Origin of the sequence: Chitinophaga sp. CC14, from assembly GCF_048957795.1 — a bacterium.
In the GTDB taxonomy this organism is placed as follows: domain Bacteria; phylum Bacteroidota; class Bacteroidia; order Chitinophagales; family Chitinophagaceae; genus Chitinophaga; species Chitinophaga ginsengisegetis.
Genome location: NZ_JARBFY010000006.1, coordinates 754,985 through 781,032 on the forward strand (window position 1 = coordinate 754,985; position 26,048 = coordinate 781,032).

General features: G+C 48.0%; 21 protein-coding genes. 10 read left to right on the forward strand and 11 right to left on the reverse strand.

What is annotated here, in order from left to right:
* Position 1: 1 nt before the first annotated feature.
* Positions 2 to 1,285: a TolC family protein gene (locus tag PV783_RS33470; RefSeq protein ID WP_420991068.1), complete on the forward strand. Its 1,284-nt coding sequence runs from the start codon at positions 2 to 4 to the stop codon at positions 1,283 to 1,285.
* A gap of 31 nt (positions 1,286 to 1,316) precedes the next feature.
* On the forward strand, positions 1,317 to 1,919 hold the full coding sequence (locus tag PV783_RS33475) for a TetR/AcrR family transcriptional regulator (RefSeq protein WP_420991069.1): 603 nt from the start codon (positions 1,317 to 1,319) through the stop codon (positions 1,917 to 1,919).
* A gap of 55 nt (positions 1,920 to 1,974) precedes the next feature.
* On the opposite strand, the gene PV783_RS33480 is transcribed toward PV783_RS33475, so the two are convergent.
* Positions 1,975 to 3,519: an alpha/beta hydrolase-fold protein gene (locus PV783_RS33480; protein WP_420991070.1), complete on the reverse strand. Its 1,545-nt coding sequence runs from the start codon at positions 3,517 to 3,519 to the stop codon at positions 1,975 to 1,977.
* A gap of 122 nt (positions 3,520 to 3,641) precedes the next feature.
* Between PV783_RS33480 and PV783_RS33485 the strand changes: the two genes are divergently transcribed.
* The 3 genes from PV783_RS33485 to PV783_RS33495 all read left to right on the forward strand — a co-directional run bounded on the left by PV783_RS33485 (position 3,642) and on the right by PV783_RS33495 (position 7,130).
* Positions 3,642 to 3,995 carry a hypothetical protein gene (locus tag PV783_RS33485; RefSeq protein ID WP_143313694.1) on the forward strand — a complete coding sequence of 118 codons (354 nt, stop codon included), beginning with the start codon at positions 3,642 to 3,644 and terminating at the stop codon, positions 3,993 to 3,995.
* Positions 3,996 to 4,001: 6 nt separating this feature from the next.
* Positions 4,002 to 4,205 carry a helix-turn-helix transcriptional regulator gene (locus PV783_RS33490; RefSeq protein ID WP_079472387.1) on the forward strand — a complete coding sequence of 68 codons (204 nt, stop codon included), beginning with the start codon at positions 4,002 to 4,004 and terminating at the stop codon, positions 4,203 to 4,205.
* A gap of 108 nt (positions 4,206 to 4,313) precedes the next feature.
* Positions 4,314 to 7,130: an outer membrane beta-barrel protein gene (locus PV783_RS33495; RefSeq protein ID WP_420991071.1), complete on the forward strand. Its 2,817-nt coding sequence runs from the start codon at positions 4,314 to 4,316 to the stop codon at positions 7,128 to 7,130.
* A gap of 50 nt (positions 7,131 to 7,180) precedes the next feature.
* On the opposite strand, the gene PV783_RS33500 is transcribed toward PV783_RS33495, so the two are convergent.
* Positions 7,181 to 7,996, reverse strand: coding sequence for a GLPGLI family protein (locus PV783_RS33500; RefSeq protein ID WP_420991072.1), 816 nt, complete (start codon positions 7,994 to 7,996; stop codon positions 7,181 to 7,183).
* A 159-nt stretch (positions 7,997 to 8,155) separates the two neighbouring features.
* On the opposite strand from PV783_RS33500, the gene PV783_RS33505 reads away from it, so the two are divergent.
* Together PV783_RS33505 and PV783_RS33510 are read left to right on the forward strand one after the other, a co-directional pair.
* Entirely contained in the window at positions 8,156 to 9,661 is a 1,506-nt protein-coding gene (locus PV783_RS33505; RefSeq protein ID WP_133256290.1) for a sensor histidine kinase, read from the forward strand.
* A gap of 1 nt (position 9,662) precedes the next feature.
* Complete coding sequence (locus PV783_RS33510; RefSeq protein ID WP_111580290.1) at positions 9,663 to 10,346, forward strand: response regulator transcription factor; 684 nt, start codon at positions 9,663 to 9,665, stop codon at positions 10,344 to 10,346.
* Positions 10,347 to 10,371: 25 nt separating this feature from the next.
* Here the strand turns inward: PV783_RS33510 and PV783_RS33515 are convergent, their stop codons facing one another.
* The 3 genes from PV783_RS33515 to PV783_RS33525 form a co-directional block, all read right to left on the reverse strand.
* Positions 10,372 to 10,689 carry a zinc-ribbon domain-containing protein gene (locus tag PV783_RS33515; RefSeq protein WP_079472392.1) on the reverse strand — a complete coding sequence of 106 codons (318 nt, stop codon included), beginning with the start codon at positions 10,687 to 10,689 and terminating at the stop codon, positions 10,372 to 10,374.
* A 119-nt stretch (positions 10,690 to 10,808) separates the two neighbouring features.
* Positions 10,809 to 11,687: a polysaccharide lyase gene (locus PV783_RS33520; RefSeq protein ID WP_420991073.1), complete on the reverse strand. Its 879-nt coding sequence runs from the start codon at positions 11,685 to 11,687 to the stop codon at positions 10,809 to 10,811.
* 46 nt (positions 11,688 to 11,733) lie between these two features.
* A complete protein-coding gene (locus PV783_RS33525; protein WP_420991074.1) occupies positions 11,734 to 13,362 on the reverse strand; it encodes a glycosyl hydrolase family 18 protein in 1,629 nt (542 codons plus the stop codon).
* A gap of 181 nt (positions 13,363 to 13,543) precedes the next feature.
* On the opposite strand from PV783_RS33525, the gene PV783_RS33530 reads away from it, so the two are divergent.
* Entirely contained in the window at positions 13,544 to 14,674 is a 1,131-nt protein-coding gene (locus tag PV783_RS33530; RefSeq protein WP_420991075.1) for a M23 family metallopeptidase, read from the forward strand.
* 2 nt (positions 14,675 to 14,676) lie between these two features.
* Here the strand turns inward: PV783_RS33530 and PV783_RS33535 are convergent, their stop codons facing one another.
* Positions 14,677 to 15,579 (reverse strand): AraC family transcriptional regulator, encoded by a 903-nt coding sequence (locus PV783_RS33535; RefSeq protein WP_079472396.1) that lies wholly within the window; start codon positions 15,577 to 15,579, stop codon positions 14,677 to 14,679.
* A gap of 177 nt (positions 15,580 to 15,756) precedes the next feature.
* Here PV783_RS33535 and PV783_RS33540 point away from each other — a divergent pair, with 177 nt between their 5' ends.
* Entirely contained in the window at positions 15,757 to 16,158 is a 402-nt protein-coding gene (locus PV783_RS33540) for a GlcG/HbpS family heme-binding protein (protein ID WP_079472397.1), read from the forward strand.
* 18 nt (positions 16,159 to 16,176) lie between these two features.
* Positions 16,177 to 17,367 (forward strand): formaldehyde dehydrogenase, glutathione-independent, encoded by a 1,191-nt coding sequence (gene fdhA / locus PV783_RS33545; RefSeq protein ID WP_079472398.1) that lies wholly within the window; start codon positions 16,177 to 16,179, stop codon positions 17,365 to 17,367.
* An 87-nt stretch (positions 17,368 to 17,454) separates the two neighbouring features.
* Here fdhA and PV783_RS33550 read toward each other — a convergent pair whose 3' ends face one another.
* The 5 genes from PV783_RS33550 to PV783_RS33570 all read right to left on the reverse strand — a co-directional run bounded on the left by PV783_RS33550 (position 17,455) and on the right by PV783_RS33570 (position 26,047).
* Positions 17,455 to 18,732, reverse strand: a complete 1,278-nt coding sequence (locus tag PV783_RS33550) for a TCR/Tet family MFS transporter (protein ID WP_420991076.1) — start codon at positions 18,730 to 18,732, stop codon at positions 17,455 to 17,457.
* Positions 18,733 to 18,987: 255 nt separating this feature from the next.
* Positions 18,988 to 20,679, reverse strand: coding sequence for a GH39 family glycosyl hydrolase (locus PV783_RS33555; protein ID WP_420991077.1), 1,692 nt, complete (start codon positions 20,677 to 20,679; stop codon positions 18,988 to 18,990).
* A 6-nt stretch (positions 20,680 to 20,685) separates the two neighbouring features.
* Positions 20,686 to 22,317, reverse strand: coding sequence for a hypothetical protein (locus PV783_RS33560; protein WP_420991078.1), 1,632 nt, complete (start codon positions 22,315 to 22,317; stop codon positions 20,686 to 20,688).
* A 10-nt stretch (positions 22,318 to 22,327) separates the two neighbouring features.
* Positions 22,328 to 24,631, reverse strand: a complete 2,304-nt coding sequence (locus tag PV783_RS33565; protein WP_420991079.1) for a heparinase II/III domain-containing protein — start codon at positions 24,629 to 24,631, stop codon at positions 22,328 to 22,330.
* 9 nt (positions 24,632 to 24,640) lie between these two features.
* On the reverse strand, positions 24,641 to 26,047 hold the full coding sequence (locus tag PV783_RS33570) for a glycosyl hydrolase family 28 protein (RefSeq protein WP_420991080.1): 1,407 nt from the start codon (positions 26,045 to 26,047) through the stop codon (positions 24,641 to 24,643).
* Between the last annotated feature and the right edge of the window lies 1 nt (position 26,048).

The following is a 26,048-nucleotide window of genomic DNA, read 5'->3' on the forward strand; positions in this document are numbered from 1 at the left end:
AATGAAATTAAGATCCATATTTATTATAATGGCGGTGCTGGCAGGGAATGTGACAATGGCACAAACGCCGGTACTATCCATCGCCGATTGCCAGCGGATGGCACTGGAACAGAATAAAAAAATAAAGGCCGCACAATTTGAAATCAATGCGGCCCAGGCTGCGCTCAAATCGGCGGAAGCCAATGCCTACCCTTCTATCGACGGATCGGTATTGGGCGCATACCTCGGCAAACCCATTGGCGGCGCATTAAACGGCGCCATCCCGGAATACTTTGCCACTGCTTCTGTTACGGCTACACAACCCATTTATGCAGGCGGAAAAATCCGCGCGGGCAAAGCCGCCGCTGCAAAAGGTATCAGCATCCGGGAAAATCAGAAAGCCCTTACTTCCGCAGAAGTGCTGCTGAATGTAAATAAAGCATACTGGCAGATTGTACAGGCCAACGAAAAAATAATCCTCGCCCGCAGGTACCAGGAGATGCTGACGTCTTTACAAAAAGAATTAAAGAATTCCTTCGACGCAGGACTCATCTACAAAAATGACCTGCTCCGCGTGGAGGTAAATCTGAATGAAGCCGCGGTGAATCTTTCGCAGGCAGAAGATGGCTTTGTGCTCGCAAAACTTTACCTGGCGCAGATCACAGGCATGCCCGGCAATACGGCTTTTGCAGTAGCGGATTCGGTTACAGGCGACTTCAACGAGCTTACGCTCAAAGAATGGCAAAACGCCGCAGACAACCGCCCGGAAATAAAACTCCTGAAAAACTCGCTGGAAGCAGAAGAGCTACAGAAGAAAATACTGAAAGGCGATCTGCTCCCCACCATCGGTGTAAGCGCCGCGGCCCTCGCCACCGCCGGAAAAGGCGTGAATATCAGCAACGGCAATGATTTCATGGGATCATATTACGGTCTTGCCAGTATCAGCATCCCCATCTTCGACTGGGGCAAAAAGGCCAGTAAAATAAAAGAACAATCTTTTAAGATCTCAGCACAACAGCAACAGCTGGAGGAAACAAAAGAACTGATCAGCATTGAAGTACAACAGGCCTATCTCGCCCTTAATCAATCTGTCAGAAAAATAAATAAATCACTCCTGTCGCTGACACAGGCGGAGGAAAACCTCAAGCTGGCCAACGACCGGCTCAAAGCCGGCACCATCACCGGTAAAGATGTGCAGGAAGCGCAGGCCATCTGGCAACAGGCATACAGCAGCATTATCGACAGTAAAGTGGAATATAAGATCAACGAAGCGGCTTATAAAAAAGCAACCGGCACCCTGCAATAATCAATTCCTGTAACAGCAAAAACTGCATTGTATGAAAAAAGAAAAAGAGAAGGTAGTGGCCACCGCATCGGCATTGTTCTGCCACAGCGGTATCAGGAGCATTACAGTGGAAGATATCATGAAAAACTGCAGCATGTCTAAAAGAACCTTCTATGAATACTTCAACAGTAAAGATCAACTGGTGGATTTCATCATAGAGCAATGGACCGCGAAGTCCGCCAGGTACCTGTCGCTGAACCGGTATGTATCGGTGAATGCCATCTCAGAAATGAGTAACTTTTTCCGCATCACCGAAAATATTCTCCGGCGCATTAAGCCCATCTTTTTTCATGAACTCAGGAAGTACTATGCAGGCAACTGGAAAAAACTTGACCAGTTCAGGGATGACGCCCTTATTCCTTTCCTGGTGCAAAATATTGACCGCGGACATAAGGAAGAAATTTACCGCAGCAACATCGACCGGGACCTCATCGGGGAAATACACTTTACCTGTTTGCAGATTATCCTGGAAGACATCTGGATGCCGGGCGTTAACCCGGAAAGGGTTTATCGTGAAATGAATATGATATTTCTACACGGACTGGTAAATATAAAAGGCATGAAACTAATGGACGAAAGACGGGATGATGATTAAACAGCTCCGGTACTGAACAGGCGGGTGCGTCTGTTCAGTACCGGATATATCAAACTTACTTCCCGCTGAAAAGCATTGCTGCCGGAAGGGGGAAATCATCCTGCCCTTCTGTTTTAAGATAAACGGGCTGCAAATCATTTCCATTCTTTTTATGAAAATAGTTGATCCGAAACGGGTAAAATCCTTTCTCCAGCGGCACCATAAAGCTCTCCCCTTCATCTGTTTTGAAATGCACACCAAGAATTAACCGGTTATTCAAATACACCTTTGTATGCTCATTGCCGGTTCCCATCTCAAAAATATAATATCCAGGTTCACTGATCTTAATATATCCCTCCTGCACCAGTGCATAATTATTTTTCTTTGAAGTTTTATTAAGATTAAAATCTGTCGTGGCAATACCTGTTTCACCCGGCTTTAATTTCCTGAAATCCGGTATGGTATCCCAATTGCCTTCATAATATTTATACCGCAGTCCTCCCGGCTTCGATCCTGCCGGCATTGCCGCAGCCGGAAACACTTCTCCCACCTGGAAAAAAGCACTGGCTGATTTATTGTATTCTTTTCGTTTACCCATAGAGGTAACGGTTATTTTTGCATCCTTATCAATCGTAATGGGCGTTTCTTCGCCCGTTATCCGGGGAGAATAAATACCGGGTGCTGTACCATCAGTTGTATAATGGAGATATGCATCTGCCCCCAGGTTATAGCATATTAATTTAAAAGGCTTGTTGCGCAATACGATGCCGTTATCCGGCTTGATAGCAATTTTCCGGGACGTAGGATACCCTCCTGTAGACGCATAGAACCCGCCATAGGAAAATTTCAGTCCTTCCCAGAAGCCTTTAAAGTTTGTTGAATAATGGGTTTCATTGCTATACTGCGTACATTTCCAGTCGAGGCCGGCGGGAGCTTTTGCTTTGAGAATGGAATCCATTCCCGCCACGCCCATGAATTGATAAGCCGCACCTTCGCGGCCGGCAATAAAAAGCGTGTTGTTCAAGGTATCACTGTGAGCAAATTTTTCAGCGGCCAGTTTATGCAGGTAAAAATTATCCCACCATAAACTCGGATCAATAGCTACATAGGAAGTAAACAAATCGGGCGCCGTTAAAAATGTATACATTACAAACAGTCCACCCATTGAACCGCCATACAACGTATGCCCGCCCGATTTTGCGTGATACTGCCTGTTGATATAGGGCATCAGTTCATTCCGGAAAAACAACAGGAAGCGGTTGGCCTCCCCTGTATTGGCCGATGTTTTTGTTGGCGCCAGATCTCTTTCCCGCATATTCACGCCATCCCGTACAAAGTCCGGAATACCCACCAGGATAGTGTTTTTGGGAATAAAGCCTTCCCATTGCAAAAGGCTCCATTCCACATTCAAAAAGTCCGGGATGTCGCCCAGGCAATATATTACTTCGTATTGGATGGCGGGATCGTAATTCTTCGGGAGCACCACATTCACGGGCCTGGTTTCCTTTAGTATGGCGGAAAAAAGGGAATCTTTCACCAGGGAAATATCCTGCGATCTGGCGGTAATGCTGAACAGTAGCAGGATGAGCAGCTGAACTTTAGCGATGGTAAATGCTTTCATTGATAAGGTATCTTATAAAAATAAGGGTTTTCGGCTAGTGATGGTAATCCTTCGCAGCCCGTCAATAAAATTTGTCTTTTTGTAAAGTATACTTTACTTTTATGATAGAAAATATCTTCCCTATGTTTACAGCCACAAAATATTTTGGCATCGCACTGGTGCTTGCAGGCATCCCGCTTTTCTGGATGAACCATGCGCAAACCGGGTCCGAACTGCCACTGATTACCGGGTTATTCCTGGTACTTTTTACCCGTGAAAAAACAGAAGACGAAAGGGCGCAGAGCCTGCGGGCCAATGCGCTGATGATCAGCTTTGCGTTGGGATATATCATTGAAGTGGGAACTACCTATCTTCATAGCAAAGGCGTACTGGCCTTTCAGCTGTCTACTCCCCGCTACTTTATCATGCTGGTGCTCACCCTGGGTATCCTGATATTTTACACCAGGTTGCTCTTCACCGGCAGCTACAGCAAGTAAGGCGATATGAAAAACACGATTAAAGTGGAAAGGGCCAAACAAAATATCACGCAGGGGGAACTGGCGGAGAAAGCGAATGTATCCAGACAAACCATTAACGCCATAGAACTGGGTAAGTTTATTCCCTCTACATTACTGGCGTTAAAAATAGCGCGCATCTTTGGGACTACCGTGGAACAGCTGTTTACACTGGAACCGCATGATGAATAAAACAGCTGCTGGCAATTTTTATTAACCTTCCTTAACATTAATGCAAGGCTTGTTAACCTGCTTTTGCTGCACGCGGACCTACTTTCGGTAACAAAGTAAACGTCCGCTATGCAAAAATGTTACCTGTGGCTTCTTATCTGTTGTTTATCACTTGCTGCCAACGCACAAAAGAATGGCGTAATCAAAGGTGTCGTGTCCGATACCAGCGCCGGGCGACCAGTGGCATCAGCCACCATCACCCTGCTGAAGAAAAAAGACTCCTCGCTGGTATCCTTTATCATGACCAACGAGAAAGGATCTTTTGAAATCACCGGTATTCCAGCCGGCGAGTACCGCCTGCTCATCACGCATGTAAAATATCATTCCCTACAGCGTGCAGTGACTATCAGCGCTACCGCGCCGGTAGTAAACCTATCTGCGTTGATCCTCCACGATCTAAGTGTTCAGCTTAATGAAGTGGAGATAACCGGCGAGGCGCCACCAGTAACGCTCATCGGCGATACCATCCAATATAACGCTGGCTCTTTTAAAACACCGCCCAACTCCAGCGTGGAACAACTGTTGAAAAAACTACCGGGCGTGCAGGTGGCTAAAGACGGCTCCGTAAAAGCGCAGGGCCAGAAAGTGAACCGCGTACTGGTAGACGGCAAAGAGTTTTTTGGCAACGATCCCAAAATGGCTACCAAAAATCTTCCTGCCGACGCGGTTGACAAAGTGCAGGTATACGACCGTCTCAGCGACGCCGCGCAACTCACCGGATTTGATGATGGTAACAGCGAAAAAACCATCAACCTGAAACTAAAACAGGATAAAAAGAAAGGCATGTTTGGAAAGGCAATGGCCGGCGCAGGCACCAACGACCGCTACGAAGGACGATTCAACATCAACTCCTTTAAAGGCGCCCGCCAGTTTTCCGCTATCGGCATGGCTAACAACACCAATGCGGAAGGCTTTTCCTTTATGGATATGATGAGCTTCAGCGGGGAACTGAACCGCATGCGGCAAAGCGGCAGCGGCAATGCCAGCTTCACCATGAGTTCCGATAATCCGGCTGCTGCACTCATGGGCGGCAACAGTGGCAATGGCATCACAACTGTATGGGGTGGCGGGATCAATTATAATAACATCATCGGGAAGAAAACAGACTTTACCAGCAGCTACTTCTATAACCGCTACAACCCTTACCAGGAAAGCGAAATACAGCGCCAGTATTTTCTGCCCGACTCTTCTTATTTCTATAACCAGCGTGCTACCAGTGACAACCTCAATAATAGCCACCGCCTCAATCTCGGCGCCGATATCCAGATCGATTCCTTACACTCGGTTAAAATATCCTCATCTTTCGGCTACCAGGAAAACCGCAGCAAAAGCTACAGCAAATATGAAACCCTATCGGAAGATCAGCAGCTGGCCAATGAAGGCTTCAGCAACAACTATTCAACCGGTCATGGTTCCAATTTCCGTAATGATGTATTGTTCCGTAAAAAATTCCAGCGCAAAGGGAGAACATTTTCACTCAGCCTGCAAAATAGTTCCAACAACAGCGAAAGCAATGGCAGCCTGCTTTCCGTCAACCATTTTTACAACCGCCCTGCATCGCAACCCAATTACGATTCCATTCATCAGCGCAATACCATATCCGGCAATATGAACAGCTACAACGCACGCGCCGTATATACGGAACCGTTATTCAAACATTCGCTCATAGAGTTTAGTATCGGTAACAGCTATACGAAAACCACTTCCGATAAAATCACTTATGATTACAACGGCGATAACGGAAAGTTCGACCAGCCTAATCCCGCGCTGACAAACAATTTCGAAAATGCCTACAGCTATACCAATGCAGGCATCCGTCTGCGTACAAAACAAAAAAAATACAGTCTCGCTGCGGGCCTCAACTGGCAGGACGCTTCCCTGAAAGGCACTATTATCGCCGGCACCAAAGACTCAGTGATCCGTCAAACGTTTTATAACCTGTTGCCATCGCTGCGTTTTCAATACGACTTTACCCGTTACCGCAACCTCAGCATCAACTATGCGGCCATCACTAACCAGCCCAATATGTCGCAGCTGCAGCCGGTTCCGGACATCAGCGATCCGCTCAATATCCGCGAAGGAAACCCCGACCTGAAGCCGGAGTTAACACATGCGGTACAGTTAAATTTCATCTCGGTAAATCCTTTCAGAAATAAAAACCTGTTTGCTTTTTTCAACATCCAGAAAACGCAGAACAAGATCGTGGATGCTGATGTAGTGGATAGTCTTGGTATCAAATACAGCCGGCCGGTGAATGTAAACGGCGTGTTTAACATGACCGGCAGCATCAACCTGGGGCTGCCCCTGCGTGCATTGAAAGGTACGGTTAACTTCAGCAGCAACGTGGGTTACAGCAAAACCAAACAGTTTATCAATAACGTGTCTAACGGTATCAGTACGGTTACGCTGGGGCCTTCTGTACGCTTTGACCTGAACCCTGCGGATAAGCTGGACCTCTCGTTCAGCGCGGGTTTCAATTACTACAAAACGGCTTACTCCCTGCAGCCAGCCCTTAACACGGGCTATTTTCTGCAGCAATATGAAGGAGAAGTAAACTGGCAGCTGCCGGCAAATTTTTATGTCAGCACCAGTTTTAACTATGCCATTAACAGTCGCCGTACCGATGGATTTAATGCGAAGGTGCCGTTATGGAATGCGTCTGTCAGCCGCCAGTTCCTCCGTTTTAACCGTGGGGAACTGAAGCTGAGCGCGTTTGATATCCTGAATGAAAATGTGGGCATCAACCGCAGTACTAACCAGAATTATATTGAAGACAGCCGCACCAAAAACCTGCAACGCTTTTTCCTGCTGAGCTTTACTTATAGTCTTAGTAAGAATGGCCTTGTCACCGCCGCTGCGCCGGGTATCAGGATGATCCGGCGTTAAAGAGTGAGGTATATATAAAAGGGGCCGGAATATCATCCAGGCCCCTTTTCTTATTGTCCTATTCTGATAGTCCGGGTAGCTCCGCCGCCATTGCGTTGCATGTCTTTCATCAGCTTTTCGCGTGTTTTATTAAACTCTTCTTCCGTTACTTTTTTCCCTTTGGAGGGTTCGCGGATGGCGGCAAGATCTGTTTGTGCCGATACTTCCAGCGCCTGGTACACCATTTCGCCGTTGTTGATATCAACAGCCAGGATAAGACCAGGGAGCTGCCCCTGGTAATCCGGCCCGGCTGGTACGGGGATAGCCAGTGTAAACCAGGCCGTGATATTGGCAGTATCGGCCACCTCGCTGGTTTTCATCTGCCCGTTTTCCATGGAGGTTATGGCGCGCTTACCAATGCGCTGTGTTACGGCCTGCTGGCAGGGATAATTGAGGATGGTGCGGGTTTCTCCGGTAATCTTCCAGTTGAGTTTATGGATACTGTCTGTAATAATATAACTCTTTGCGGCAAACTCACGTTGTTCTACTACGCGGTCGTTTGAAAAACTGGTATAGGTGATGTCGTTGTCGCCCGCTACCATCATGCGGATGTGCATGCCGCCTTCAGCGGCAAATTCTTCGGGCGCATCTTCTTCCACGGCGCGGCGGAGCGACTGCCCGTTGCCAAACAATACTTCGATCTTATCTTTCCTGGAATGCGGCAGCAGGTTATCGGGTTCTGCGCCGTCGTCTGCACCGGCAGTCATTCCCATCATACGCATCTTCATCTGTATAGCGCGTTCGTAAAGTACGCGGCCCTGCTGCTGCTGGCCACTGGCGGTTAACAGGCTCCCGCTGATGGCCAGCGTAAAAATTATCTTCTTCATGTTAAATACATTTAAGAAAATAAAGCTATTTCCTTCCCGCCGGAACAGAGGTTAATGTCACTTGATTTAATGTTAATTTAGGTTAATGTTTCCGCGTTGGGAAGCAGGAAATGATACATTTGCGGTAGTATTGTTATTTCTGACCATTCAATCAACATAGTGCGATATAAACTTTCCACACCGGCTACTGTTTTCCTGATTGCGTTGACCATCCTGCTGATCACCGCTTTCCAGGCATACTGGCTGAGTAATAACTACCGGGAAGAAAAAAGGCTGTTTACCGTCCGCACCAATATTCTTTTCCGGGAAACGATTTTTCGCCTGCAGGCCGTAAAGCTCAACCTCGATTCCAATATCAGCCTGCGGGTACACGACCGCGCAGGGATGACGGGCATCACCAATGTGCTGCAGGAAAGAATGAGAGATTCCACCATGGCGGCTCCTGCTATGCCTATGCGTGGCGTAAAACGGACGATGTTCGTGTCTGTAGACGCCGCATCGATGCCTGAAGACGACTCCGTGAATGTCCGGTACGGCGTTGCCAAAGCAGTTCCCGCCACAACGGTATTCCAGTTCCTCGCCGGTGTGGATTCCCTCCGGGATTCCATTACTGTAAAGGAAGTCACCGACCGTTACCAACGGGCACTGGAACGGGAAAACATTGACGTTTCCTTTATGATCAATACCATCCCCGTAGATACCAGCAACGATATGTTCAATACCTTCCCGGACGACCTGGAAGGCAATACGGTGACCATCGGTTTTACCAAACCCATGAGCTACCAGGTTTTATTTGAAAATAATACCTGGTACCTGCTGAAACGTATCAGTCAGCCTATACTGGTATCATTCTTTCTCCTGGCTGTCACCATCTTCTCTTTCCTCCTGCTTTACCGGAACCTGAAACAACAACAACGGCTGGCACAACTGAAAAATGATTTTATCAGCAACATGACGCATGAGCTGAAAACGCCTATCGCCACCGTTAGCGTAGCTATTGAAGCATTGAGAAATTTTGATGCGCTGGAAGATCTGCAAACAACACTCGAATACCTCGATATATCGGCCAACGAAATGAACCGGCTTGCATTACTGGTAGATAAAGTACTGAAACTATCGATGTTTGAAAACAGGGAAATTCCTTTAAACAAAGAACCCTTCGATCTTACAGACCTTACCCGGAGCGTAATGATTTCCATGAAGCTCCAGTTTGAAAAACAACGGGCTGTTACCACGCTGAAAAGAACCGGGCATAACTTTATCATCACCGCCGATAAACTGCATATGACCAGCGTACTATACAACCTGCTGGATAATGCGTTAAAGTACAGTACCGAGGATCCTGATATCCTGATCCATATCATTGATCACAAACAATACCTGGAACTACGTGTAACCGACAACGGTATAGGTATTGCACGCGAATACAAAAGCCGGATCTTTGAGAAATTTTTCCGGGTGCCCAGCGGCAACCGGCATAATATCAAAGGATATGGCCTGGGATTAAGCTATGTATCTCACATTGTACAATCACATATGGGCTTTATTGAAGTGGAAAGTGAACTGCATAAAGGCAGCACCTTTTCCATCAAGCTGCCTTTTGCGGAAGCGCCGGTAATTCGATACGACAAAGGCCGCCGGGTTATAAAGCTTAAAATAGGATGAAATGAGTATTAAAATTTTATATATTGAAGATGAACTGTCGCTGGGCAAAATAGTGAAAGAAAGTTTGCAGCGGCGGGGATACGAAGTAATACTGGAAAGCGATGGCGCCAACGTAATGCAATTGTTCAAACAGGTAAATCCTGCTGTATGCGTGCTGGATATTATGCTGCCTAACAAAGACGGGTTTGAGATTGCCGCCGAAATACGCGCCATCAACCAGGAAGTACCCATCCTGTTTCTCACCGCCAAAACACAAACCAACGATCTCGTAAAAGGCTTTACGCTGGGAGGCAACGACTATATCCGGAAACCTTTCAGTATGGAAGAACTGATTGTACGCATAGAAAACGTATTGCGTAAATCGGATAAAACACCCGCCCCATCCACCAACCACATCAAAATCGGCAAGTTCCGGTTTTATACCAACCGCCAGGTACTGGCTAACGACATAGAAGAAAAAAAACTGTCGTACAAAGAAAGCGAACTACTCAAACTACTATACGAAAACCGCGATGGCATCATCGACCGGAAAAATATCCTCGACCTGCTCTGGGGACATGATTCCTTTTTCAACAGCCGCAACCTGGATGTGTATATCACACGGCTGCGTGTACACCTGAAAGAGGATGACAACCTGCAGATCCTTACTATAAAGGGTGTTGGGTACCGGTTTGTGCTGGGTTGATTTTTTTATTGGTCATTTTATATTGTTACATAGTGAACTCAACAACTACGCACGAAACAATTAAGAGGATCAGTAATATCGCCGCACCGTACAGGTAAAAGGGCGTTCTGCTGGTCTTCTCGTAGTGCTTCTGCACTGATTCAATCCATTTAGGCTCTCCGCAATTATTACAACGTATTTTTACTTCTTTATACCCAATAGGGAAGAATGGAAGAAAGAAAACATGAAAATACTCCCGGTATACCCGGATATCCAGGTCGAAATCTTTACAATTCTTACAGGCATACTGATGATAGGTATCCCGCTTAATCCGCGCAGTTTTTTTTCCATGAATGAAGAACATAGGTGATAGGCTGAAATTAGAAATTCTTACTTCAAATATAGAAAAACTATTCAGCGTTATTCATCTTCTTCAACTAAAAAGCCTGCCGGCATTACGCCGGCAGACCTCAAACCCATTAATTAATTGATCTTATGAATGCTCAGGTTATCATAATAAATATAACCTACGGTAGATGATTCCCAGTAAGACTGGCTGCCACCGCGGAACGTATGAAACGTAACGCCCCTGATCAGCCGCTTGCTGTCGTTGGTCGTCCACCGGATATCCCGGTCGAGCAGCACGGTGCCGTTGATCACGATCTGTACGTGGCCATCGGTATTACTGCCGGTATTGCTTTTAATGTACAGGTGTACGTGATAGGTGGTGCCTTTCTGGATGCTGCCGCTGGCGGGATAAGTGAGCCCGAAGTCGTCGCCATACTGGCCCGGCTGGTCCCTGTAGTACAGGTAAGGCTGAAAGTACACCCTGTTGGCATCATTGCGGTACCACATGAGCCGGAGGGTGCCGCCATTCCCATCCCAGGCGGGGTCGCCGCCGGTGTTTCCATCACCGATGGAAAAGCCGAAACCTACTTTACCGCCGCGGCTCCAGTCGAACTGGCTGTGAAAACGGATATCATAATCCATTTCATAAGCGGCGCCGTCAGATACATCGATGTTGGCCACTACCCCGCCGGCAGCGGAAAGCGCGTTCGGATCCAGCTGGATGCGGAGGTTGCCGTTGGAGATGTACCCGCGGTTGTTGTTCCAGCCGGTTACATTCCCAAAATCATTGGCCGCATTCGTGGAAGTGTAGGTGGTGCCATTGGCGTAATTGTCCCAGTTAACAGACCAGGTGCTGTTAATGGCATTAATCCCTATGGCTGCATCAGCAGCAGCCAGGGATGGGTTATCCGGCAGATTGGATTTGGCCAGCTCCTTCTTACAGGAAATAAAACTGATGCCTAATAACAGCAGTCCCGCTGCTGCAACAGTACGTGAGAAAACAGTGGAATTCATGAATGTGTAATTGTGGGTGAGAAAATAGGTTTATCATCAGGAGGGTTTACTGGATAATGATTTTCTTCACGAGCCGTTTATTGTCGTGCATCACTTCCAGGATATAAGTGCCACCGGCTATGCTGCCGGTATTTACGGTGAAGGTTTTTGCATTGGGTTGTTGCACGGCAACAGGCTGCATTCCTGCACTGATGAGCGTGGCCCTTACCGGCGCCTTCGGGTTATAGCGCTGCAGGGTAACGGTAAATGCGCTGCCCGAGCGGATGGGATTGGGATATACATTGATAGCAGTGGCGGCAGTCTCTTCCGGAATGGCGCCATGCGTTTCTGCTACCGCTGCGGTGGTGCTGCTGATGGCTGCCAGTGCGCTCACCACTCCATAGTTGAACGATTCCCAGGTACCGATAGTAGTTCTCCAGGAGCTCATTGCCTGGGTCCCATTTTCGGAACAGATGTAACCACCATTGTTGCATAGCAATGAAATGGTGCCATTGCTGTTGCTGATCCAGGTAAACTTCTCCCAGTCCTGGATACTGGTACGGTTACAGGTGATGGCCTGTGTCCCGTTTTCGGAAGATACATACTTGCCCTGGCTACGCAAAGCAATTTTGCCGCCACCGGCATCTACCACGGTAAACTGCTCCCATCCCTGCGCGCTGGTGCGGTTACAATTCATCGCCTGGGTGCCGTTTTCACCGCTAACATACAGGTTGTTGTTGCCACGCAGCCAGATAGTTTGCCCGACAGGTGCGTTGCCACCGGGGTTGCCGGTCCGTGCCAGCACCACTTCATGAATGGCCGATAGCAGTGAATTGGCCCCGGTGGCGTCCTGCGACAGCTCCCAGATCATTACGCCACTTCCCTGGTCAAAAGCAAGATTGGTTTTTTGCCTGATGGTGGTAATCCCGTTGTAGCCTACATTATCAAATACATCAGCATAAGGATTGGCGCCCCGTGCCACCAGCTGGGCAAATGACTCCCAGGTAGGGCGTCCGTAAAAAGGTACGCCCAGCACTGTTTTGGAAGCCGGCAGTCCGCGGCCGCGCCAGTAGTTCACCGACTGGGTAGCATAACTGTAAGTGGAGTGGTCGAAGTTATTGTAGTCGTAGGCCATGAGGTTATAAAAATCTACCAGCGCAAAGGCGCTGTTTAAGATACTGGCGCCGCCGGTACCTACAATGGCGCCGGTAAGGAGTTTGCCCCTGTTATGCATTTCGGTGCTGAGCTGCGTCATCAACGTGATATAGTTGTTGGCTGATGCACCGGGGTCGGGATACTCCCAGTCGATATCTACTCCATCAAGACCATACTGGTTCACGAAATTGATCATATTGGTCACGAAATTATTACGGTAGGTGCTGTTGGCGGCCAGCGATTCAAAGCCGCTGTCGTTGCCATCGTTCCAGCCGCCAACAGATATCAGCACCTTTACATTATTGGCATGCGCAGTGCTCACCAGGCTTTGTAACTTCGTGGGATTGTCGATCGCCTGCAGGCCACCGGTACTGGTAGGCAGCAGGAATGCGTAATTGATATGAGTAAGCTTACTATACTGCACCTGGTTTACATTGCCGGCCCAGGAAGGCATATATCCAATAACGCGGAAAGGGGTTTGGGCAATAGTGTTAAACGCACAAACAAGGAGGATAGCTAACAGCTTTAGAAATGGTTTCATACGGGTAGTTTTTTGGTTGAAAAGAAATGTGGATTAATCCTTTCAAAAGTAGGGGTTCGCATAAAAGAACCGGCATCCGGCACTACGGCATTACTACGTCACGCGGAATATTTTTTTGTATTTCGCTGGGATTCAGCAAACGGAAGAAGAACTTCCTTATCTTTTCATCTAAATAACACCCGTGATAAACGATCCAAAGAAAGCGCTGCTGTTTCCCCTGTTCATCCTGCTCACCTTCATCTGCCAGGCACAGGACAACCGCATCCCTGCCCTGCCTCCTGCGCTTGAAATAAAAGTTCTTCAGGATCCCAAACCGGTAGTAACCAGTGGTCATCCTGCACTCTTCTACGAAATTCATCTTACTAACTTTTCTCCCGGACCTTTGCTCCTCACTAAAGTGGAAGCACAGGATGCGGCGAATACCAATACCCTGACAGTAATAAAAGAGAACGATCTGTTACAACGGATTGCTGCTCCCGGCGGCGCCACCATACCACCGGGCAATGTAGCGGTGCTGTTTGTGGAATACACATCTGCGGCTGGTCAATTCCCTGCTGAAATTATTCACCAGGTATCTTTCAAAAATACCCTTCGTGATACCACAACGGTATACACCATCACCGGCGCCAAAACAAAACCTGTAACCGGGCCTGCCATTGTACTTGGTGCGCCGCTGAAAGGAGGTCCGTGGACGGCCATCTACAACCCTGCCTGGGCACGGGGACATCGCCGCGTGATCTTTGTAAAAGATGGCGTAGCACGCATCCCCGGAAGATTTGCCATTGATTTTATAAAACTCGACAGTACCGGCAAAGTCGCCGCCGGCGATGACGACAGGATCACTAACTGGTACGGCTATGGCGCAGGTATACTGGCCGTAGCAGACGGCGTTGTCAGTTCCACAAGAAACGATTTCCCGGAAAGCAACACATTATCCGGTCACCCGGATTATGCCGCCCATCTGGCCACCGGCAATTATATCTCTTTAAAAATAGCGGAAAACACCTACGTGTTTTATGAGCACCTGCAACCGGCAAGCATCGTTGTAAAAGCAGGTCAGCGGGTAAAGAAAGGAGATGTGATTGCCCGGCTGGGATTTACGGGACAGTCGACCGGGCCGCACCTTCACCTGCACGTGGCCAACGCCGATACGCCACTGGGTGCAGAAGGACTTCCTTTTGTATTTGAAAGATTTACTTTATCAGGCACTATTCCCGACTTTAACCAATTCGGCAACATTCCCTATATCAAACTTACGCACCCCGTACATCATGAGCTTCCTGCTACCAATAGTGTTATCACTTTTCCATGAAGCTATTTACGGTATTCCCTGGGCGTAATGCCTTCTGCCCTCTTAAACAATTTAATAAAGTAATTCAGGTTATTAAAACCCGACTGGTAGCACACATCCGTGATGCTCAACGCCGGATCGGCCATGATCTGTTTTGCCTGCCGGATCCGCTCCCGCAGGATATATTCCAGCGGTGAAATACCATATTGCTCTTTAAACGCCTGGAAAAAAACAGAGCGGCTCATACAGGATACTTTTGCCAACGCATCAATCGTGATCTTTTGGGTAAGATGTTCCTTGATATATTGCAACGCGGGTGTAAACCGGTGATCGCTCACTCCCACATCATTAATGGCTACCAGGTTTTGTGTTTGTATAATACGTAACAATAAAAATTTCAGGGAGAGATCTGCCAGCGCATCCTTTGCAGGATCACTCTCCATGCTGATCCCGATCAGTTTATTCATACTGGCGGCCAGCTCTTTGTTATTTAAAAAGTGATACCGGCTGAAATTAAGCTGCCACTCAAATGGCGCTTCCCTGTTGGGATACTGCTCATTCAGAAAAGCCAGGTTCTTATTCACCATATCCCAGTCGAGCGCCAGGGTGGCGCACTGCACGGGATGCCGCTCATCCGCTTCCGGGAAATCCACTTTCATTGATACCCCTTCCGGCAGGATCACACTTTCTCCCGGCAAAAAAAAGAACTCTTCAGATCCGGATAACGACATGATCTTTTTACCTCGCATCATACTGGACACTACCAGCCCGTTATACGACAATGCCACATTACTGCAGCGGTGAAAGGTTTCAAAGATGTTCAGCTCGCAGTGCTGTAAATTAAACACCCTGCGATGCTCTACCATCGTATCCAGCGAGGTGGCATCACTCAGGTTAATGGGAGAAAGATGGCATATCTGGTTCATGGTGGAATTTTTTATCATCACGTGCGCTTCCGCCTTATAAATTTATCGATAAATTCCCGTTGGTTGAATGGTCAATGAAATAAAAAATAGCATCGTTCTATCAATCAGGATAATCGTTCAATTCCCCCACCACCAATATGCTTAATATTGGTAATTCCTTCACCCAAAAATCCTGTTATGAATATTACGCTAAAACAGGCGGAAGCTGTTATTGCTGCCGCTAAAGCAAAAGCCACAGAAATTAAAACACTGATGAACATTGCGGTAGTGGATGCAGGTACCAACCTCATCGCCTTTGCTCATATGGATGATGCCTGGCTGGGCTCAATAGACATCGCGCAGAAAAAAGCCCGCACTGCACGTTACTTCAATATGCCTACCGGCGAAATCGGTAAGCTGTCACAACCGGGCGGCTCCCTGTATAATATAGAACACTCCAACGGAGGACTCATCACCTTTCCCGGCGGCGTACTAATCCGTAATGCAAAAAATGAAATCATTGGCGCCGTAGGCGTATCCGGCGATTCGGTAGAAAACGATCATTTAGTGGCGCAGGCTGGTGCAGATGCAATTAAATAACTTCTAAAAAGATACAGTATGTGTAAAAATCATGGCGTTGCTTATATAGAACCCGGTGTGGTGGAAGTACGGGAAATTGAATACCCCAAACTGGCTTTGGGCGACCGTAAATGCGAACATGGCGTGATCCTGAAAATAGTATCCACCAATATCTGCGGAAGCGATCAGCACATGGTGCGGGGACGCACCACCGCTCCTGCCGGATTGGTACTCGGACATGAAATTACCGGCCTCGTCATTGAAGCCGGCAGGGACGTGGAATTTATTAAGGTAGGCGACCTCGTTTCGGTGCCTTTCAATATTGCCTGCGGCCGATGCCGCAACTGCAAAGCAGGGCAAACAGGCATCTGCCTGAATGTAAACCCTGCCCGCCCCGGCGCTGCTTATGGCTACGTGGACATGGGCGGATGGGTAGGTGGCCAGGCAGAATACGTAATGGTGCCGTACGCCGATTTTAACCTGCTTAAATTCCCCGACAGCGACCAGGCAATGGAAAAGATCAGGGACCTCACCCTGCTCACGGATATTTTCCCGACCGGTTTTCATGGCGCCGTTACCGCAGGCGTTGGCCCCGGCAGTATTGTGTATATCGCCGGCGCCGGTCCGGTAGGACTGGCATGCGCCGCCTCCTGTCACCTGCTGGGAGCGGCGGTAGTGATTGTGGGAGATATGATCGATGAACGGCTGGCACAGGCCAGGAGCTTTGGCTGCGAAACCATCGACCTGAAAAAAGAAGCTTCCCTCGCCGACCAGATTGCCGCTATCACCGGCACACCGGAAGTGGATTCCGCCGTGGATTGCGTGGGCTTTGAAGCCAAAGGACATGGACATAACAGCAATGTGGAACAACCTGCCACGGTGCTGAATTCAATTATGGAAATTACCCGCGCAGGCGGACAACTGGGCGTACCCGGACTATACGTTACCGGCGATCCCGGCGCAGTAGATGAAGCCGCCAAAAAAGGCAGCCTGAGCATCCGCATCGGGCTGGGCTGGGCAAAATCGCACTCCATTCATACCGGTCAGTGCCCTGTGATGAAATACCACCGCCAGCTCATGAATGCCATCCTGTATGATAAGGTAAAAATAGCAGCGGCGGTGAATGTGGAAGTGATCACCCTCAACGACTCCGTAAGAGGCTACCACGATTTTGATAAAGGCGCAGCGAAAAAGTTTGTGATTGATCCGCACGGCATGATTAGGGCGTAGTAAACGGGAACATGCAACAATGGCCGCCTGTAAGAGGCGGCCATTGCTGTTTTATAAAGATGCTTTAAAATAGTATATCCCTTCCCGTTAGTGCATGGGCGTACTGCTAAGGTCTTTGCTGCCAATCACCTCTGCTAACTCCGGATGCTCCTTCTTTTCGCGGCTCAGCACCTTATGGATAATAACGATACTGAGTAAAATACATACGGCGCCTATCAGGAAATGTACGCCAGGCAAATGGAACGGCGCCCGGGCAGATGTAAAATATGCAAACGTGCTATTCATGATCAGTGGACCGATAATAGTGGTAAGGCTCATCAAACTGGTCAGCGCGCCTTGCAGTTCCCCCTGCTGGTTAGCCGGTACATGACCCGATATCACCGACTGTAAAGAAGGTCCGCAAATCCCACCCAAACAATATGGAATCAGGAAAACAAACATCATCCAACCCTGCGTGGCAAAACCAAACAATACCAATCCAACGGCATAAAGCGCCAGCCCGAGATAAATACTTTTTTCATTACCGATCCTCGGGTTAATCACTCTTGTTAATCCTGCCTGTACCGCTCCTACCAGTACCCCCACTACTGCGAGGGAAATACCCACCATTTTCTCACTCCAGTTAAAATTATAAATGGTAAAGAAATTCCAGTTACTCTGTACTGCCTGTGCGCCCAGGTAAATAAGAAAAAAGCCAAATGCCAGTCCGCCTATTTCCGGATGCCTGGTTAAAAATTTCAGCGAACCAAAGGGATTAGCCCTTTTCCATTCAAACGGGCGGCGGTTTTCTTTACTTAAAGATTCCGGCAGGAAAAAGTATCCCCATATACAGTTCACCAAACATAATACTGCGGCGGCATAAAAAGGAGCCCGGATACCCCAGTTCGCCAGCAATGCGCCCAGCGCCGGACCCAATACAAAGCCCAACCCGAAGGCAGCGCCTATCAGTCCAAAGTTCTTTGCCCTGGAAGTTTCATCGGTACTCACATCGGCAATGTAAGCTGTAGCGGTGGTGAAGCTGGCGCCTGTAATACCGGCAATAATACGTCCTGCAAACAACCATCCATACGCAGGGGCTAATGCGAGAATAATGTAATCGATCCCAAAACCCAGCAGGGAAAGTAACAATACAGGCCGGCGACCGTATTTATCACTCAGGTTACCGATCACCGGGGAAAATAAAAACTGCGTGATCGCAAAAACGGATAACAACAACGCGCCATAAGTACTGGCCTCGTTAACGGGGATGTGTTTTAACTGTGCAATGAGGTCGGCCATTACGGGAATAATCAATCCCCATCCCATTACATCAATTAATAGCGTAACAAAAATAAAGCTGATAGCGGCCTTTCTGGATGTGTGCATATTGGTGATTTTGTATAATAACCGATAGATCTCTGGCGGATGTTTTTTCTTTCTCACAACGGGTATCCTCATCTGGGTTCAAATATAGACACCCCTGTTTTTTAATAGAAAAACTTTCCGGTCAGGATCATCATTCTACCGGTAAAACACTTGATTTTACCGGTAGAAATGTATAGGCACAAAGATATTTAGTTCATTGTCAAATGAAAGGGCGAAATAAGACAATAAAGGGGGAGTTTGCGACAGAAATAAATGTTACCACGTTAGTTGGAGCAACGATACTCCTTGTCCGGGTAAATCATTTGGCACTACTATTTCACCATTTTCCGGTTGCAGCCATGCGGGTGATGACAGCAACTGTAGCTGTCCTGCGCTTTCCAGCTGTGCGATCTGTGAAGCATCCGGGTGCTGAGGCGATCCCATTTTCTTCCAGGCTTCGTATGCGTTGCTATGTGCGGCATCAATCCGGTAATGCTTTAGTAATACACGGGTGGCGGGCAGTCCTTTTATTTTTATTTTTACGGGAGATGATTGTGCCGGAATAATGTTGTCGTCATGATAGTTCCACACCATTACGCTAACACTATGCTCATCACCGGCGGCCAACGCATTAATATCCCGCTTTGCCCCCCGTACGCTGCTGTCGAGGATTTGCCGGTAATCATAATTGGTAGCCCCGCTCACCTCCAGCCTGTTGCCCTGCATCAGGCCAAACATCCTGAATACATTTAAAACGGGTTTATCCACGCCGTTGGTAGCCAGGTCGCGGAAACCCGCAAACCAGGGCTGGTCTTCAAATTCAAAGGCCCAGGTAACAGCGCCTGCCAGGTTTACGCCACGGGCAGCCGCCAGGTCGTACTTACGCGCAAAAGAAGCGGCGGTATAACTTGAATACATAGTACCATTACGATACGCATTGGCAGGGTGAAATGCTTCTGAACACGCGGCGCATCCTTCCGGATCGGATTCACCGATAATGATAGGCAGCTTCTTCAGCGATGGATAAGAGGCCACTATTTCAAACCCTTTATCGATATCACGCAGTTGTGCAGCCATGTTCATCTGTACCATTCCATTCACCACTTTGGGCGCACCTTTCGCGTGAAAGGTGATTACGTCCAGCGGCGCGCCGGTTTTGCCGGTAGCATAGTTCTTACCGCTCACCACGTGATCCAGGAACGTTTTAAAAAACTTTGCAGATACATCCCAGTTAGGCCCTGTTACCTCCGGACCGCCAATCCTGGCAGTGGGCAATGCCCGCTTCACGGCATCTGCCGTGTAATCATACAGCTTAATATATTCTTCGGTAGTGCCTTTCCAGTAACCGATATTAGGTTCATTCCACAACTCCCAGTACCAGCTTTCCACCTCTGCTTTTCCATAACGCGCTACGGAATGCTTTACCCACTCATATACCAGTGTTGCAAATTTCTGATAGTCTTTCGGAGGATAGGCCCAGCCGGTAAATATATCGCCATACTTGTTATCCGGCTGCCAATGGTGCCGGTACGGCGACGGCTTCACGGATAGTGCCTCCGGCATAAACCCGATCTGTGCAATAGGCTTCATGCCGCGTTCTATAAACGTGTCAAATATCTTATCAATGATCGTCCAGCTGTACACGGGGTTCCCGCTGGCGTCTTCGGTATAGGCATTGGTGGAGCCCCATTTCAGCGCAGCCGTACCATCGCCGGTTACCAGCAGGCTATGTACCCGTACGTATACCGGTACTTTACTCAATGCGGCAATTTCTGTCAGTAATTTTTTACCGTCTTTCATATAGGTATAGTTGGGCTCATCGTAGCCAAACCAGGCCCATATGGGTTTCAGGGGCCCTTTATTTTTGCGGGCATCTACTCCTATCACCAGGGTATCCTGCTGCGCATTAGCCGGCAATGCCGGTAAAAGCAACAAGAGCATAAACAGGCGTAACAGGTATTTCTGCATGATCAGTTATTTTCTTGTTATATAAAAACTACGGTAAACGGGAACCGCGGTATTAATACTATCCTTTATCCCATACTGCCACGCGCCAATGGTTACCTTAACGGGAAACCTGCTGCGGTACGGTATCGCGGTTGTATAAACACGGCTATCCCGGATATGGGCGGGCCCTTCCAACACAAAATAATGTACCGGTAAACCGGCATCAGACGTCGCCTTTAGCTGAACATCCTTTTTGCTGTATGGAATGTCCGGCATGGAGTCAAAACTGATCCGCTGTGGCCGTCCACCGGCAAGCATCGCCGGTACTACCATCCGGGCTTGTTGCACCGATGGTTTAAACGCAGCATCTCCCGGGTGAACCGCTGCCAGCCAGATATCGTAATGGCCCGTTGTATCCGGCAACATGCCGGGGCGGAATTGCAGCCGGAACTGGTTGGCCCCGGTAGCCACTGCAGGGCCGCATATCACGCGCACTTTTATATCAGCAGCGGCCGCGTGTTTTAACGGGGCCCCCACGGGCAGCTCTGTCCAGGCGGTCAGCCGCGGACTTCCACCCGGCACGGTATCCATAAAAACCGTTCCCACGGAAAAATGAATGCCGTCCTTTTCGGGGATAAACCGTAAGTCTACCTGCTGATGCGTATTGTGCTGCGGCGCCACTACGCCCAACTGCACAAAGCCCGCCAATTGAGGCTGCTTACCACGGAAACGCGCACCATAGGCTACAGTGGCCCTGGCTGTTTCCTCATCAAAAAACCAGAATGCTTCCGCAGCATTGCCGGTATAGCCGGCTACCGCAGCGGCTGGCCACCGCGAACCGGCATGCTTCGCCCACCTGTCTGCCAGCCAGCCGGTATGGGTGGGATCCACTTGTTTTAATTGCGGATAGCCTTTACCGTTATAGTCCTGCGGCAAACGGTACTGCACCGCTTTGCCAATATAAAAAGCAATATACGCGGCTTTTTCAGCCGTTGATGCAAAATGCCCTTCCGCCGGGCAGGCCAGCATACTCAATGGCAGATAAGGATGCGCAGCTCTTTCCTTTAATCCTTCTATACTCCACGTATCGGCCGCTTCGTACTCTCCCATCGTTTCCAGGCAAGGCACAAAATCAATGTTACGATTGCCCCATATATCAGGCGCAAAGGTAGCATCGCGGAAATAAGGCCATTGCCCGCTTACAGAAACGGCGGCTAAAGTCCGCTCCGGCTTCCATGCCGCAAAATAGTATGGCCAGCTGGCAGCCGCCGAATGACCCATTGGCACTACCGGCGCATAAATCAGCTCCTCATATCCTGACACTGCTGCAAGATGCAGTAACATGGAATCAAACACTTCACCGGCGCCTTCATTAAAACGAAAAAGATGATCAAACGGCGGCGACACCCATATCTCCGCAAAATTCAATGCAGCCATCTTCTCCCTGAAAACTACATCTTCCAGGATAGATACTTCTTCCATATTGTGCTGTGCCACTACCACTCCCTTTACCTGTTTACAACCGGGAGGAATCCATAACCAGGCACGCGGGTTATTTTTTCGTATGCCCGTTACCGGTACACTCCACTGCCATTCCTGCGCTTTTAACCCCGTAAATAAAAAAACAAGGCATATAATCATCAACCCACTTCTTTTCATGATCCCTGCTTTATGGTTCCTTCAGTAAAAATGTAAGCTGCGGATGCGCATAGCTTATAGCAGTTTTCTTTCCATTCAGGGAAAAAGCAGCAGGCCGGCGCGCACTGTATATACCCACCCGTGCATACGGCTGCCCGCTGAAACGCGCATCTATATTATCTTTCCCATAACTAACAATACCGGATAGTTTCGACAGCGATTCATAAATAACTTTTTGTTCCTTTCTTACATAACTACCATATCCTACAAAAAGATCCTGCAGTTCTTCCGGGTTGCTGGTATCTTTATTTTCCGGCCAGGTAAAAGCAAGCAGGTAAGCATCCGTATCCCACCCATTGATGGTATTACAGCTGTTCAAATGCATTTTTCTCCCATCGGCCAACAGGTTCAGGTACACGTCTGTTACTTTTCCATGCTGACGGATACGCACACCAAGATAGTCTTTAGCCTCCATACGTTCTATCTGCGGAATATTGTTATCATTTACAGAATCCTTCAGGATAATAGCGGTTATGAATTTTGTTTGCTTTACTTCTTCAGGATATTGTATAGAGAAATAAGTTTCTGTTTTAGTAAGATCTTTTGCCTGTGGACCGGTTTTCTCCACCAGTTTCATCTTCTCTGGAAAATCATGATTATAACCTGTTTGTATGAGCGTTTCCGGGAACAGCGGCCGCACCAGCACAGCGGAGTTATGCTGTTGTATACTGATATCCATACCTGTTTTACGCGCCGTTCCGCCAGGATGCAGGAGCCATTCAAACTTACCGGTATCATAGGTTTTCACATCATCAATGATCAGGATCACTTTATCCAGCCATAAATAATGTCTGAAATTACGGGTGAAATTACGCGACGTTGGCCCGGTGGCATCCGACAAAATATATTTGATATGACCTCCATCCAGTAAATTACTAAGATGTCCTTTCTCCGGAGAACCATAGTACTGCTGCTCGGCGGGCTGCGCCTGACCATTAAACAGGATCACATTGTGCGCCTGGCTTTGAAAGAAATAATCCGCATATTCGTTTGATCCATACCCGCTGTTACCCGGATCCTTGATGATGGCTTCTCCCTTGTGAAATAAAATAAAGGAGTTCGCATCCGCATGAGAATGGTTCCAGGTAAAGCCGGATTTAACACCCAGCATAGTCGCGTTCTTTTTCCATGAATCACGCAGGGTAGCCCAGCCAATGGTGCTGAATATTTCAGAAGTGGGCAAATCAGGCAGCGCAGGCGCTTTCCGCATATCCGGCTGATAGGTAATGCCGATAGGCGTATTTACAAACAAGCCTTCGCGGTGCTGGAATTTTTCTATCAGCGATAAATACCAGAGATTATTGGCACGATGATCTCCCATCGCATATAATAACTTCACAGGCCGTTCACCAGCGGCACTCAAACCGCCATCACCAAAATTCAACGAATACAACATGCCATCACGGGGATACGCCACATGCATAAAATAACCCGGCACGTTATCCAGCACAGGTATAACAGGCGCCTGTTTACCCGGATAGGTATTTTCCCAGGCCAAACGGAAAAACAGGTATTCAGATACGCCAAAAGCAGCATAGTTCACACTCTCATACATGGCCCCTTTTTCATCCCAACTTTTGGGTTTAAACTGCAGCTCATCTCCATTAAAGGAAAACCATGCTATCATGGACTGGTTTACCGTTTCCACCCAGCCGGCAGCACGCGGTTCCTCATCAAGAATAGCCAGTGCCGCTACACCCGCCATTCCCACGCAGGCCGACCACCAGTTGTGACCCATAGAGTTAAGCGAATGAATCCTCTTCTCCGGGAAAATCCAGTCGTTCAACGCAGGCAGAATGCCCATGCGAACAACACCACCGGTGATGACTTTCCTTTCCTCCTTTGTAAGCTCACTCCGTATAGCATCATACCCGATGGCAGTTACCCAGCAATTATCTGCCGTTCCCAGATCGGAGGTCCAGGGCGGGTTCCGCTGCATCATCGAGGCATCCGTCCACGATGGCCGGGAGCATAACTGCAACAGGTATTCTTTTATCTTTCCCGCATATTCCTTTTTCCCGGTTACCAGGTAACTCAATGCCAGGTAATCAATTTTTCCTTTGGCATTGCCGCCCTGCAACACGGCATCCGCCTGTTGCAAAATCTCCTGCCAGTTGGCCGCAATAAAAGTATCGGTTTGGATACGTTGTTTCAGCAACGCCACTTTCTCTTCCGTAAAAAACAAATGCGGATGTTGTTTGCCCGGCTGCGCAAACGCAGGGACACAGGAAACAATAATACCAATAATCAGCAGGTTCGTTCTTAGTTTATTCATGCGCAGTTATTATTTTTTGAATGTCAGTCCTTCTACAAAACCACCTACCTTGATACGCCCGGAATCAGCATCCATTACCAGTTTGCCATTGATCCGCAGGTTTTCAAAAGTTACGCCTTTTATGCGGTGATCTTTATCCAGCCCGTGTATCACTGACAGACTGCTGTTGCTACCATTGTAACTGATATTTTTAAAAAGAATATTTTCAATTCCCCGGCCCGGACCGGTATTATACTTTTTATTAAATACCACACGCAAATTGAGCAGCTGTCCTTCTTCAAAATCTTCTACCCGGATATCTTCAAACCTGATATTTCTTACCAGGTTCAAATCACCATTGCTGATAGCCATACAACCCTCGTAATCCGGATCATCCTCATCCTGTTCCAGGATGTCGATATTCTTAAACAGGATATGCTCAATAGTATCTCCTGCCGCATTAGTATTGCCATGCAAACCAATATTTATGGGGTGCGCGATATCCGCCCACAACGTTGAATTAGTAATAGCGCAGTTACGCACGTTCCCGTAATAATCCCAACGGTGGCCATAAATGGCGATACAGTCGTCCGAGTTACGCATAAACACATCATCGATCACTACGTCTTCACAGCAAAACAAATCAATACCATCGCCCCAACCCCTGCTGCTGAACGACTTTAAGTTACGGATGGTCAGGTGTTTCGACTCGCCACCCGTAACGGAGTAATGTTTGGGATTAACAACAATGATTCCGTCCAATTCCACGTAATCGGAATATTTTATCAGCACGCCCTCCGGGGCCTGATCAATAATACCTCTGCCAATAATTTTTACCTGCTTCACTTTATCACACAGGAATGCCCCTCTCACAATAGCGCCACCGGCAATGTACACCGTTTTACCACTGGCAATTTTATACGTTTTGGTAACACTGTCTGCAGTATGTACACCCGGACCAAAATATACCACATTCGGATCTGCACTGTCAGGCTTGTTGGTTTCAATAGGATTGGCAAATACATGCAGGTTGCTGCGGGTATCGCCGTTAAACTCTACCGAAATTTTGCGTGGCTGTGATATCGAAAAAGTGATGGTATTACCATTTACAACCGGCTTAATACCATAAGACAGCGGCCGCACTTTCACCGATTGTACGTTCATATTATTTTTACGTACAGATACTTCCACGGTTCCGGAGCAGTCGAAATACACCATAGAAGCGTCTTTCACATTATCCAGGTCTACTTTTACATTATACTCAAACAAGTCCTGCCACTCCCCGCCTGGCTTACGTACCCGCACGGTATAGTCGTCGTTGTGCATAGAATATATAACCGCTTTTGGAGCCGGGTAAGTAACCAGTTCCTGGGCATCTGCATAAAAACAACAGGCAACAGCAAACAGGAAAAGTATCTTTCCTTTGATCGTATTCATC

Bases quoted from the DNA above. Each gene is read 5' to 3' on its own strand.
- PV783_RS33470 (WP_420991068.1), top strand. From the start codon at position 2: ATGAAATTAAGATCCATATTTATTATAATGGCGGTGCTGGCAGGGAAT.
- PV783_RS33475 (WP_420991069.1), top strand. From the start codon at position 1,317: ATGAAAAAAGAAAAAGAGAAGGTAGTGGCCACCGCATCGGCATTGTTC.
- PV783_RS33480 (WP_420991070.1), bottom strand. From the start codon at position 3,519: ATGAAAGCATTTACCATCGCTAAAGTTCAGCTGCTCATCCTGCTACTG.
- PV783_RS33485 (WP_143313694.1), top strand. From the start codon at position 3,642: ATGTTTACAGCCACAAAATATTTTGGCATCGCACTGGTGCTTGCAGGC.
- PV783_RS33490 (WP_079472387.1), top strand. From the start codon at position 4,002: ATGAAAAACACGATTAAAGTGGAAAGGGCCAAACAAAATATCACGCAG.
- PV783_RS33495 (WP_420991071.1), top strand. From the start codon at position 4,314: ATGCAAAAATGTTACCTGTGGCTTCTTATCTGTTGTTTATCACTTGCT.
- PV783_RS33500 (WP_420991072.1), bottom strand. From the start codon at position 7,996: ATGAAGAAGATAATTTTTACGCTGGCCATCAGCGGGAGCCTGTTAACC.
- PV783_RS33510 (WP_111580290.1), top strand. From the start codon at position 9,663: ATGAGTATTAAAATTTTATATATTGAAGATGAACTGTCGCTGGGCAAA.
- PV783_RS33515 (WP_079472392.1), bottom strand. From the start codon at position 10,689: ATGTTCTTCATTCATGGAAAAAAAACTGCGCGGATTAAGCGGGATACC.
- PV783_RS33520 (WP_420991073.1), bottom strand. From the start codon at position 11,687: ATGAATTCCACTGTTTTCTCACGTACTGTTGCAGCAGCGGGACTGCTG.
- PV783_RS33525 (WP_420991074.1), bottom strand. From the start codon at position 13,362: ATGAAACCATTTCTAAAGCTGTTAGCTATCCTCCTTGTTTGTGCGTTT.
- PV783_RS33535 (WP_079472396.1), bottom strand. From the start codon at position 15,579: ATGAACCAGATATGCCATCTTTCTCCCATTAACCTGAGTGATGCCACC.
- PV783_RS33540 (WP_079472397.1), top strand. From the start codon at position 15,757: ATGAATATTACGCTAAAACAGGCGGAAGCTGTTATTGCTGCCGCTAAA.
- fdhA (WP_079472398.1), top strand. From the start codon at position 16,177: ATGTGTAAAAATCATGGCGTTGCTTATATAGAACCCGGTGTGGTGGAA.
- PV783_RS33550 (WP_420991076.1), bottom strand. From the start codon at position 18,732: ATGCACACATCCAGAAAGGCCGCTATCAGCTTTATTTTTGTTACGCTA.
- PV783_RS33555 (WP_420991077.1), bottom strand. From the start codon at position 20,679: ATGCAGAAATACCTGTTACGCCTGTTTATGCTCTTGTTGCTTTTACCG.
- PV783_RS33560 (WP_420991078.1), bottom strand. From the start codon at position 22,317: ATGAAAAGAAGTGGGTTGATGATTATATGCCTTGTTTTTTTATTTACG.
- PV783_RS33565 (WP_420991079.1), bottom strand. From the start codon at position 24,631: ATGAATAAACTAAGAACGAACCTGCTGATTATTGGTATTATTGTTTCC.
- PV783_RS33570 (WP_420991080.1), bottom strand. From the start codon at position 26,047: ATGAATACGATCAAAGGAAAGATACTTTTCCTGTTTGCTGTTGCCTGT.